8 protein-coding genes are annotated in these 13,030 nt (G+C 27.9%); all 8 read left to right on the top strand.

What is annotated here, in order from left to right:
- Positions 1 to 27: 27 nt before the first annotated feature.
- On the top strand, positions 28 to 1,356 hold the full coding sequence (locus tag IMK15_RS04880) for a hypothetical protein (RefSeq protein WP_192942094.1): 1,329 nt from the start codon (positions 28 to 30) through the stop codon (positions 1,354 to 1,356).
- 202 nt (positions 1,357 to 1,558) lie between these two features.
- A complete protein-coding gene (locus IMK15_RS04875; protein ID WP_192942093.1) occupies positions 1,559 to 3,046 on the top strand; it encodes a YadA-like family protein in 1,488 nt (495 codons plus the stop codon).
- A gap of 145 nt (positions 3,047 to 3,191) precedes the next feature.
- The gene (locus IMK15_RS04870) at positions 3,192 to 4,748 is read left to right on the top strand and encodes a YadA family autotransporter adhesin (RefSeq protein ID WP_192942092.1); all 1,557 of its coding nucleotides are present in this window, start codon (positions 3,192 to 3,194) and stop codon (positions 4,746 to 4,748) included.
- 464 nt (positions 4,749 to 5,212) lie between these two features.
- Positions 5,213 to 5,824, top strand: coding sequence for a DUF6088 family protein (locus IMK15_RS04865; protein WP_192942091.1), 612 nt, complete (start codon positions 5,213 to 5,215; stop codon positions 5,822 to 5,824).
- Positions 5,817 to 6,800 carry a nucleotidyl transferase AbiEii/AbiGii toxin family protein gene (locus IMK15_RS04860; protein WP_192942090.1) on the top strand — a complete coding sequence of 328 codons (984 nt, stop codon included), beginning with the start codon at positions 5,817 to 5,819 and terminating at the stop codon, positions 6,798 to 6,800. The genes IMK15_RS04865 and IMK15_RS04860 overlap by 8 nt, the downstream gene beginning before the upstream one ends.
- Before the next feature lie 410 nt (positions 6,801 to 7,210).
- Positions 7,211 to 7,390 carry a hypothetical protein gene (locus IMK15_RS06545; RefSeq protein ID WP_226869210.1) on the top strand — a complete coding sequence of 60 codons (180 nt, stop codon included), beginning with the start codon at positions 7,211 to 7,213 and terminating at the stop codon, positions 7,388 to 7,390.
- A 724-nt stretch (positions 7,391 to 8,114) separates the two neighbouring features.
- A complete protein-coding gene (locus IMK15_RS06670; RefSeq protein ID WP_192942089.1) occupies positions 8,115 to 10,961 on the top strand; it encodes a YadA-like family protein in 2,847 nt (948 codons plus the stop codon).
- A gap of 196 nt (positions 10,962 to 11,157) precedes the next feature.
- Positions 11,158 to 12,999 (top strand): hypothetical protein, encoded by a 1,842-nt coding sequence (locus IMK15_RS04845; RefSeq protein ID WP_192942088.1) that lies wholly within the window; start codon positions 11,158 to 11,160, stop codon positions 12,997 to 12,999.
- Positions 13,000 to 13,030: the final 31 nt, after the last annotated feature.

Here is a 13,030-nt window from a genome sequence, read left to right as displayed (position 1 = left end):
AAATATTTTTTAAAAAGGAGAAAAATTATGAAAAAGACATTATTACTAACTAGCTTAGTTGCATCAATGGTTGCAATAGCTGGAACAACTGGATCAGTTGAAGCATATAACGAAAATGAAGCTACATTTGTAAAAAATGAAAATCCAAAATTTGTAGCAAAGAAAACAGGAGTTAAAACAGAAGTTAAAGTAGAAGGAACAGGATTTAGCTTTGGTGGAGACTTTAAAGCTGAAGATCTTGAATTAAGTAAAGCTGATAAAAAAGCAGATTTCTTAGATCATTCTAAAGTATGGGCTAAATATGAATTACCTGAATTAAAAGGAGTTAAGTCATATGTTAAAGCAACAGCTGAACCTAAGTTTATAGGTACAGTTACAGATAAAGGATCAGCAGAACTTGAAGGACAAGTAAGCTATATGTATGAAGGATTAACATTTGGTTTACAATCAAAGACTAACTTCCCATTTGTACAAAAAACAGCTAACGTTAATTATGGAACAGATGTTAAATCAACTCACAAATTATTCGTTGAAAGCGAAGAAAAGAAAGATGTATTCGTTAAAGGATTAAAAGATGTAAAAGCAAATGTTGAAATTAAACATGACTACAGAAAACTTGCAGAAAATCACAAAGCTGCAGAAGCTGTAGACTATGTTTCAGGTGAAGTATCAGCAAAATATGATGCTGTAAAAGATCTTGAACTTGAAGGTAAAGTTACATTTAAGAAGAATATATCTGCAGAAGAAATAGATGACTATAAAGTTTTAGAAACTAAACTATTTGAAAAAGGAAATGCTAGATATATACACTCATATGAATTAAAAGGAACATACAAAGGTGTTAAACACTTAACATTATCTGCAAAACCTTTTGTTTCTCATGTACATATAAATGATAATAAAGACCAAATAATGTATGGAACTGAATTAGTTACAGAATACAAGATGTTAAATGACAAATTAACATTAACAGGTAAATCTTTATTAGCTGGAAATACAGGTAAAACATCATTTGTTACAAAAGAAAATACAAAAGAATCTGTTGTAGTAACAAAAGGCTACTTTGTATTTGATGCAAACGCTAAATATGACTATAGCGTAACAGACAAATTTACAGTAAGTCCTGAAGCTAATGTTAATCTATCATTATTTGTACATAAAGGAATTAATGGTACTGTTACTGAACCTACATTAACACTAACTCCAAAAGTATCAGCTGAATACAAACCAACTGACACATTAACATTAAAAGGAAGTGTAGAAACTCCAGTTAAATTTAAGGTAGTTGGAAAAGAATTTAAGTATACAGATACTCAAGTTAAGACAAGCTTAAACTTAAAATATGAATGGAAATAGTTATCAACACGTTTGATATATAATTGTTTTTTCTACCCCTTGGGATTAGTCACCCGAGGGGTTTTTGAATATTAAAAAAATATATATAAATTTTTCATATGAACAAAAAAATACAGTATATATTTAAATTCAGTAACAAATACTTGACAAAAAAGTACGGGGGGGGGTACTATATATGTAATACTAGAAAGGGTGTATAAAAATGAAGAATAAGATAGTAATAAGTATACTTTTAATTTTAGGTATTTTTTCTTTTGCTGAGGAAGAAGGAAAATGGAAGGAAGCATATAATGGAGAAAATAGCTACTATTTTGGTGAAAATACTTGGGTTGATGGAAGTAATACATATTCAATAGGTAACGATAACTATATTTATGGAAATAATAACCAAGTTCATGGTTATAAAAATAAGGTTGGTGGAGAAAATTCTAGAATAGATAATAATTTAGTATTTGGGAATAATAATAAAATCTATCCTGATCCTATTAATAAGGCAACTAGAGAGTATAAAGTATATACTGCTTTTTCAGATGAATATGGGCAAACTAATATAAAAATTTTCTCTATAAAAGAAGGAGAAAAAGTTGGAAATATTGAACTTAAAGATAAAAAAGGTAAAATAATATGGTGGAATGGTGTTGAAAAAAAACTAATAAAAAATAACTCAATAATTTTTGGTAGATATATAAAAAATGATGAAACTGAAACAAAATTTAATGAATTATATTCAAAATTAAGCATATTAATTGATTGCACAGGAGACATAGTTAAAGAAAGTGAAAAATTTTTAAAATCAAATAATGAAAAAAAAGAAGAAATATTAGAAGAAGTAGAGAAAGTTGTAAAAAGAGCTAGTAATAATCATGGTAAAAGTGAATCTGCTATGCAAAGATCAATAGATGAATGTGAAAATATGTTAAAAATATTTACAGAAGAAGAACCCAAACCAGATAATACTCCTAAAGTGAATATAGCTGAAAATAAGTCTAAACCTGATTTTATTGGAAATATCATAAAAGGTAATGATAATTTAGTTATAGGTCAAGGTAATGCAGTATTTGGTTCTAATGTTAAGCTTGGAGAAAAGAATAAAAGTAGTGTGAATAATAATATAATATTAGGATCTAATATAACAAATACTGATGTAAATAACGCAATAGTAATAGGTAATGGCTCTAAAGCAATAGAAAATGCAGTATCAATTGGTAATGATAAAACAACTAGACAAATTAAATATGTTAAAGCTGGTACAGATGATACAGATGCAGTAAACGTATCACAATTAAAAGAATATGTTAAAGCTAATTCTTTTTCAGCTGAAAATTACTATACTAAACCAGAAGTAGATAAAAAAATAGACTTCACATTAGGTGGAGTAGCAAATGCAGTAGCAATGGTAAACTTACCACAAGTAGGTGGAGATAGAAAGTTTAATTTAGCTGCATCATATGGATACTATGGAGGATCTCATGCAGTAGCAGTAGGCTTTAGTGGAACAAATGACAAGCAAAACTTTACATACAAACTAAGCGGAGCAGTTAATAGTAAAGGAAATCTTGCCTTTGGTATAGGAGCTGGAGTTATGATGGGTAGTGTTAATAAAGGTCCTAATTTTGAAGAAAGATTAAATAAATTAGAAAAAGAAAATCAAGAGTTAAAAGAAGTTATTAAAAAATTAATGAATAAATAGTTAATAAATAAGGATATACGGAAGATGAAGTACTACAAGGTGTTGTGGGCTTCATTTTTTTTATGTTAAAAAAGGTTAAATAAAGTATGAAAAAAGTCTTGAAAAATAAATGGGGGGGGGTAATATTAAGAGGGAGATGATATGAATGAAGAAGATTATTTTATTTAGTTGTTTTCTAAGTGCTTTATGCTTAGCAACAGAACCTAAATTAAATTATGCAGTAGACAATAATGGAAATATAATAATAAATGGAGAAAAAGATTTTTCAAATTTAACTGAAAATTCTTTTGAAAATTTTTTATTTGGTTTTGGACATAAGGTAAAGACAGGATTTCATAATTTTTTAATAGGGAATAATAATACATTTGAAATTGGTAACAACTCTTTGATGTTAGGGAATAATAATGAAATCTTAAATAAAGGAAAATATAATAATAATGATGGTATAATGCTTGTAGGTAATGATAATAAAGTTACTGATAGCCAATTTGCTTTTATTCAAGGTAATAGAAATAACCTAGATCGTAATTATGCTTCAAGTATTATTGGTTATGATAATAAGGCAGCATTTAGTGAATATTCAAATGTTTTAGGTCATAATAATGAATTGAATGGAAGTTCATTTTCAAGTATTAATGGAAGTGAAAATACAGTTGAAGACTTAAGTAGTCATTCACAAGTTTTTGGATTTAGAAATAAAGTTGTAAAGGGACAAAATGCATTTATTCATGGTGATGATAATAATATAAAGAATAGTGCTTATTCACATATTGAAGGATATGGAAGTGAAATAAATAATGATGATAATACTATTGATACCACAAAAAATTCAACTACAAAAGATTCAAACTATATTTTTGGAGATTATAATAAAATATTAAATTCTGAAAATTCACATATACAAGGAAAATCAAATGAAATAGGAAACAGTGAAAATTCATATATTCAAGGTTATGCATCAAATATTAAAAATGCAGCAAATAGTTCAATTATAGGTGGATATTTTAGTAGCGTAAATATGAATAATTCATTAGCATTAGGAGCATTTAGTACTACTAAAGAAATTAAAAATAAAGGATATTTAACAAATCAAGATACAAAAGATGTTTATGCATTAGCTGTTGGTGGTGAATATGTATATAAAGATGATAAAGGAAATGAAACAGTATATAAAGCAAAAAGAAGAATTCAAGGTCTAGCAGATGGTGCAGAAGATGATGAAGCAGTAACAGTTGCACAATTAAAGAAAGTCCAAAAGAGTATACAAAATCAAGGTGCAAATGAAAAATATATAAAAGATAATTACTATAATAAAACAGAAGTAGATAAAAAAATAGACTTCACATTAGGTGGGGTAGCAAATGCTGTAGCAATGGCAAACTTACCACAAGTAAGTGGAGATAGAAAGTTTAATTTAGCTGCATCATATGGATACTATGGAGGTTCTCATGCAGTAGCAGTAGGCTTTAGTGGAACAAATGACAAGCAAAACTTTACATACAAACTAAGTGGAGCAGTTAATAGTAAGGGTAATCTTGCCTTTGGTATAGGAGCTGGAGTTATGATGGGTAGTGTTAATGATAAGGATAAGGTTATAGAACAATTAAAAGAAGAAAATAGAAAACGTGATGAAAAGATAGATAAACAAGGACAAGAAATTAAAGAATTAAAAGAAATAGTTAATAAATTAATTCGTAAGTAATGATAATGAGATCTCATATGCATTATGGGGTCTTTTTTTTAAATAAAATATAAGTGTAAACCAAACAATAATAAAATGAGAAGTAAAAAATTAAGAAGTCTATTTTAATGTTTGTGCTGTATTAACGATGATAGCAAGCATTGGGTATGCATGGAATGAGACAACTAAGGGAGTATACAATTTAATTTTAGAAGAAACTAAAACTGAACAATGTTGTTGTTGGAAATTACAATGAAGTAAATGATGAATTTTTATATATTGCAATAGCTAATTATTACAAAGGTATTTTAGGTGTAGTTAAAAATAATAAAGAAAAATTTTATGGTGAAATTCTATGAGAAGTGTTTTGATAGGCAATTGTGCAGAAGATGAATCTAATGAACTATTATAAGAATATTAAATTTAAATACAATTGAATTTTTGTCCCAGATATGATATGATATTTGGGACGAAGGAGGAGTGTAATGAGTTCATATACAGAAAAAATATCAGATAAAATAAATGATTTTGACTCATATAAAGTATTTTTTGCTAATGACTTTTTAGATATTACTTCGTATGAAACTGCTAGAAAGACATTGAATAGAATGGTTAATGAAAGAAAAATTAAGCGTGTCATTGATGGCTTTTATTACAATCCAAGATATAGAGTATTAATTGGAGAGTACGAAGCAGTATCAATTCACGAGTTAGCACTTGCTATAGCAAGAAAATACAATTGGAATATTGCACCATATAATAGCACAGCCTTAAACTTATTAGGACTTTCAACACAAGTACCCACTCACTATAAATATATATCTAGTGGAAGATACAAGGAATATAAAATTGGAGATACCATTTTAGAATTTAAAAAAGTAAATCCAGGAGAAATTGCTAATATGTCCCTAAAGACTGCAACAGTTATTCAGGCAATCAAGTCTTTGGGCAAAGAAAATATAAGTGATAAAGTTATAGAAAAAATTAGAGAAAACCTGACTGAAAAAGAAAGAACAGACTTAATGAATGAATCAAAATCAGTGCCAGCATGGATATATGAAGTAATAAGGGAAATTTGTGAGGATAAAGATGAATAAGTTTTATATAGAAAACAAAGATGATTTAAGAGTTTTAATAGTCAGTACTGCAAGAAAGAAAAATATATCTGAAGCAGTCATCGAAAAAGACTATTGGGTAACTTTTATCTTAGACTATCTATTTAATGAAAATAAATGGAAAGAATATTTTACTTTTAAAGGTGGCACATCACTTTCAAAGTGTTTTGGACTTATAGAAAGATTTTCTGAAGATATAGATCTAATCTTAGATTGGCGAGTATTAGGATATGAAGAAAAAGAACCATGGTTAGAAAGGTCAAATACCAAGCAAAATAAATTTAATAAAGAAGTTAATGAAAAGACAGAAGTATTTTTAAGAGATAAATTTTTAAAAGTTTTAGAACAAGATTTAAAGGACATGGACTTTGAATTTTCAATAGATACAATAGACCAACAAACAATTCTATGTAAATATCCTAAAATCTTTGAATCTAATTATTTAACACAAAATATAAGGCTTGAAATAGGAAGCCTTGCAGCATGGACACCTGCAATTAAAGTGGAAATCTTGCCAATAATTGGAGAAGCATATCCAAATGTATTTAAAGAAAAAACTAATATAAGAACAGTATCAGCAGAAAGAACATTTTGGGAAAAGGCAACTATACTTCATCACGAAGCAAATAGACCAGAATCTTCTCCTATGCCGCATAGGTATGCAAGACACTTTTATGACCTATATAAAATAGCATATTCAGATTTTAAAAACAATGCCTTGGAGGACAAGGGTTTATTAAAGAAAGTGACTGAATTTAAAATGAAATTCTACCCTAGAAAGTGGGCAAGGTATGAAGAAGCATTAAATGGTAGATTGAGATTAGTTCCAAGTGGATACCGATTTTCTGAAATAGAAAAAGATTATAATGCTATGGCTGAAATGATTTATGGAGACTATCCAAACTTTGAAGAGATTATAAAAGTTCTTAAAGAACTAGAAAAGGAAATTAATAAGTAAATAAAATTCTCCCAAAAATAATACGATATTCGGTAGAAATACTTTTGGGCTGTTGCAAATTTAAAATGTAATAGTTATCAGAAATTGATAAAAATATCTGGTATAATTACAAATTTAGAGAATATTTAAACCAATCTAAAGAAAATATTTGCAGTGAATTTGGAAAATGATTAAGAATGAATAGAACTATTCAAGTAGTAATAAAATGGACTTTAAAATTCCGTAAATTAAAAGTTAGAGGCAATAATCAGAAATATGATTTTTCTAGCCAACTAAGTATATATAACAAAGAACCTGAAGCTAGAGATTGTACAACTTTTTATATGTGGAAGAAATATTTTGGTCGAGTTGTTAAAAGAGTATTCCAATTTTAATTGGAAATGATGTAAATCAAAGGGTTTTATATATTTTTGATATTAGTCAGACCGCATCAATGGATAGGAATATATAACGAGGCTTTAAAAAGAATAATAAATTATTCCTCATTTGAAGCTAGTGATTCACTTAATGAAAATATATTTTCTTTGAGCCAAATTTATGTAGATGAATACATTAACTTAGCGATAGACTTAGTTTTGAAAATTTTATGAGAGACTCAATATCCTATGTTGTAGCTAATAGTTTTAATACAGTTTATTCTATGGATATGAGGAATTTAAAAAAATATTTTTCTAGGATTAATACAATTTCTTTAGAACAGATAGGTCTTGTAATATCAAGGATTAAGAAAGGTCTGTAGCCGACTCCTAACTTTATCACTTTACAATTTATAAAATTGCTTTAAGCCTATATATTGGGTTACAGACGATTTTTGTGTTCTTTGATGGATGCATATTCCTTTATTATATTCTCAATAAGTATAGCTTTTTAATACTTCTTGTATTTTATTTCTGACATTTAAAAGAGTATATAAAACCAAGGTGTAAATGAAAAATATATAAAAGATAATTACTACAATAAAACAGAAGTAGATAAAAGTATAGGAGGAAGTTAAAGAATTAAGAAAAGAAAATATGGAGATAAAAGCACTACTTAGAAAAGTTATTAAAAAACCATGAATAAGCAAAAATTTATTATTAATACAATTAAAAATATTAATATTGAATTTATAAAAATTAAAAAAACAGATAAATAAAATGTTTGTTTATTCCCCTATAAAAATGGTTAATAAACTATAGGGGCTAGAAAATGAAGCCACAATCAAGAAAAGAGGCTTCATTTTTTTTAGTTAATAAATGCAAATGAAAGCATATAAAAAAGACTTCAAAAATTTATGGGGGGGTGTATATTTAAGTAGATAAAGGAGAGTGTAAAATGAATATAGAAACAAACTTAAAAAAATTAAAAACAAGCATAAAGAGAAGAAAGAAAATAACATTAACACTAATGTTAGGCTTTTTAATGACAGGTGTTATTGGGTATGCTGATGACCCAACAGTACAAGAGTTACAACAAAAGATAATAGAGTTGCAAAATCAAATACAAGAAAAAAATACACAAATAGAAGAAAAAAATAGACAAATAGAAAGTAAAAATCAAGAAATAGAAAAAAGATTCAATTCTAAAGCAATTATAGAAGGCAAAGGTGCAAAAATCGGGAATTTAACAATGCCAGATGAAAAAAGTGAAGGTATAGCAATTGGTCAAGAAGCTACAATAGATGCACAAGGTGGTAATGGAGAACACTATAGTCTAGCAATAGGTAGAAAGGCAAGAGTTGCGTCTAATGGTTATGATTTTAGTAGTATAGCATTAGGCGATAATGCTAATGTACTTAATGGTTCAGGAAAGCAAGAATGGGCTTTAAGTTTTGATGATGATAATTGGAATGTAAGTAAAGGCTTTTTTAATGTTACAGTTAATGGGGTAAAACAAACACATAAAGTACCTGGAGGTATTGCGATGGGGACTAATGCATTTGCAAGAACTGGTAGTATACAAATAGGAGCACATACATATGAAGGCAAAATGGGAGATATTAGCATAGTTAAAGATGAAAAAACTACAGTAGATACTAATCGACAAGCAAATATAGTTAATATGACTACAATAGGAACAAATTCCTACCAAAAAGCAGCAAATGGAACTATGGTTGGAGCATATAATATATCTACTGGAAATTTTACTGGTGAAGGTGGATTTAATAGTTTGTCTTATGGAGCACAAAATTTTGGGTCTAGTGTATTTGGTACATTAAATAGTATTAGATCAAAAGGTAAAGGTGGTAATTCTGGTGTAGCTAACAGTATTGTTGGTATAGCAAATACTACTGAAAATGCTAATGGTTCATTAGTCTTTGGAGCTGGGAATGTTATTAAAAATTCAAATGAGTATTTAAGTTTAACAAATACATTAACAGAATCATTTAAAAATGTAGATGATGCAGTAACAAAATTTCAAAATGTTATTAGTCAAAATAAGGCTGGAGGAGCAACACTTGCTATAGGTGGAGCTAATAAGGCAGATTATACAAAACAAGTTTCAATGATTGGAACTAGAAATGAAGTTAAAGGGACTTCTAGTAAAAAAACAGAATTAGTTTCAGTTAGTGGAGATAACAATTTAGTTGAAAATTCAAGAAATATTGTTGCAGGTAAGAACTTTCATGTTATAGGTGAAGGGAATATACTTCAAGGATTTAACAATAAAGATGATAAACCAAAATTTTTAGAAAAAGAATATGAAGAAGCAGAAAATATAAGAAAAGAAAAATTAGAAAAAGCTAACAAAAAATTGAAAAAAAATGAAGATTTATTAGAAAAAAATAAAAATGTTCCTGCACAAAAAATGATATATGAAAGAGTTGTAAAAAATACAAAAGAAGAAATTGAAAAATTAAAAAAAGAAACTGATAGAGAAAAATATAAAACTATTATGACTAAAATAAAGAATAATAACGTTGTAGCCCTTGGTAATGATATTGAAATTAATACAGATAATTCAGTATATTTAGGTACAAAGAGTACGGAAGCAAAAGATGATAATACATTATGGAGAAGTGAAAAAAATAAGAGGGATCAAACATATAAAGAATATGCAGGCTTTGACCATATTGGTGGAATAGTCACAGTAGGTAATGATACATTAACACGTGTTATACAAAACGTAGCACCTGGATTAATATCAGCTACATCAACAGATGCAATTAATGGTTCACAACTATATAACTATGTAGCTAAGCAATATATAACTGTAAAAGATGGAAAAGGAAATTCAACAAAAGTTAAATTAGGTGATACACTAACATTAAAAGGAACAACAGTAGATGTTACAGTTAAAGCACCAGAACCAGCACAATCTACACCTGTTACACCTACACCAGCTGTACCAACACCTGCTGCACCACAACCTACACCTGCACCTGCTAAACCAACAGAAACTAAAGCACCAGAACATACAGCAACCTTTGAAGTAAAAGGAAATGTTGGAGGTTCAGATACATTTGGGTATAAGTATAGAGATGATAAAGGTAAAGAAACAGAATTAAAAGAAGGTCCTGATGGTAAGCTATACACTCAAGACTTTTTAGATAAAAATGAATACAAGAATAATAAATGGGTTAAAAAAGGTTCAACAGAAGATAGTATACTTAAAGATAACCAATACGACAAAAAAGATGAAAAAGTAATTTTAAGCACAAAATATGGTAAGATAATTACTGATGTAGCTAATGGCGTAAAAGATAATGATGCAGTAAATGTAAGTCAATTAAAGACTGTTAGCACAAATGTAGAAAAGAATACTAGTGATATACAACAATTACAAAAAGATGTTAAAGAAGTAGATAAGAAATCAGATCTTGCTTTAGGTGGAGTAGCAAATGCTGTAGCAATAGCTAATTTAGTACAAGTAAATTCATATTCAGACTATAGACATAACTTAAGTGCAGCATATGGATATTATGGTGGTTCTCATGCGTTGGCAATAGGCTTTAGTGGAGTAACAAAGGATAGAAGATTAGTATACAAATTAAGTGGATCAGTAAATAATAAAGGAAATCTTGCCTTTGGAGTTGGAGCTGGAGTAATGCTTGGCAATAAAGAAGAAAGCATGGAACATAAGGATATTAATGTGAAAGAACTATATGAAAAAATATCTAAATTAGAAAAAGAAAATAGTGAATTTAGAGAAATGTTTAAGAAATTAGGCGTTATGAAATAGTATAAAATATAAATGGGGCGTTGCAAATACAATAGCCCCATTTATATATTTTAATTTTAAAATAACAATGGTATGTATAGTTGTCACTCTCCTTACTTTTCAAGACAGGTATGAATAAAATTTGGAAAAAATATTGCAAATTTAGAAAATATGTAATATAATCGTGACTGTAACAAAAGTAAAAAGGAGTAAAAATATGAAGAGAAAGTTTTTGATATTTTCTATTTTAACATCAGTGTATACAATGTCATTAACGACTAATGGATATATTGAAGGTAAAGTTAATGGGAATATTAAATTTGAAAAAGGTAGTAAGTTAAGTCACAAATTAGAAAATAGTGGTGTTAGTGGAGAAATATCATTTAATAAAAGAGTTACACTAGGAGCTAATATATTGGCTAAACAAAAAGAACCTAGGTTAGAAGCATCGAATGTATATTTAAAATATACTAATGATAATATTACAGGTAAAATTACAGTAAATCCAAAAAAAGATAATGGTAACGTAGAATTAGATGGAGAATTAAAAAAAGGGATATTTAAATTTACAACAAATACAGTTATACCATTTAAAGCTACAAAAGATAATGTTCTATCAACAAGCACTGTAACATTAGGTAATGATAAAGTAAATGCAAGCTTAGGTTTTAAACATTCATATGGTGATGAAACATTAAAATATGTAGAAACAAAATTAGAAGCTAAAAATGATAATTTAATGGGAAAAGCTCAGTTTAGATATCAATTTAATGGAACATCTAAGATAAAAAATCTACTTACTGAAGAAGATGATAGTATAGAGTTAAATAAAAATTCTTATGCACACTCATATGAAGTAGAAGCTAAAAAATCATATTTCACAATTGGTGCTTTTGCACAACATATACATTATACCGAAACATCACTTGATAAAATTACACCATATAACATGATGGATGTATATGAAACTAAGGAAGAAAGAGAAGAAAAATTAAGAACAAAAGAAACTGCTGAGGCAAATTTAAAAGCAGTAGAAGACAAAAAAGAAGAATATTTTAAATACAAAGAGGCAGTAGATAGAGCGATTAAGGGTATGGGAGAATACTTTAAAGAAGAAGTAGATAATTTAAAGCGTGATTATGAGAGCTTAAAAAATGATGAAAATGCTAAAAAATATGAAGATGCATATAACAGGAAAGCAGTGTTAGATGAAAAAAGAAGTAAACTTGAAGACATACTACAAGGTCTTCATAATTTAAAAGGTAAAAAAGGTATTAATGAAGATATCATATCAAAGAGACAAAAAGAAATTGAAGAGTTAATAGATAAGGATAGGGAAAAATTAAGAAAGGCAATTAAAGAAGTAGATGATTTAGGGCAATCTTTAACTTATGAGAAATCAAATAAAATAGCAAATTATTTAAATGCAAAAAAAGCATTAGAAAAATATGAAAAAAATAATAACGATTTCAATAGAGAGCACGTAGTAAAATATAAAGTTGATGAACAAGGTAATAGAAATGCTAGTGGAAAAACTATAAAACAAATGGAAACAGAACTTAAAGATAATGAATATTACCAAAAGAAAGAAGTTTTAGATTCAGCTATTAAAGAATTAAGCTATGATAAGAAGGTGTATGCTTTAATTAATTCTTCTAAATCTAGTGCTGATTTAGTTAACTTTGGAGTTAAATTAGGATTTAAGTATGAAGATATTAAGAACCTTACATTAACATTAGATGGTGTATTTGGTGGTACATATCATTCTGAATTTGTATCATTAAAAAAATTCCCTTCATATACAACAAGCTATATTAAATTACATGCAGGTGCAAAATATGAATATAAAGGGATAAGTCCAGAAATAAATATTACAACTAAATTTGTTAACCTAGTTCCTGAATTAGTTCTAGCACCTAAATTATCAGTAGAACGTGATATAGTAGAACATATTAAGGCTAAAGGATTTATTGAAGCACCAATTAAATTTGGAGGTAAAGAATTTAAGTATATTGATACAAGCATAAAAGGTGGAATTAGTTTAAGATATTCATGGTAAAAAGTTGACATTACACCTCATTTTATGCTAT

This window comes from Sneathia sp. DSM 16631 (assembly GCF_014892235.1).
Taxonomy (GTDB): domain Bacteria; phylum Fusobacteriota; class Fusobacteriia; order Fusobacteriales; family Leptotrichiaceae; genus Sneathia; species Sneathia vaginalis.
The sequence above is the reverse complement of the archived record's forward strand: the minus strand, read 5'-3'. Positions and strand labels throughout refer to the sequence as shown.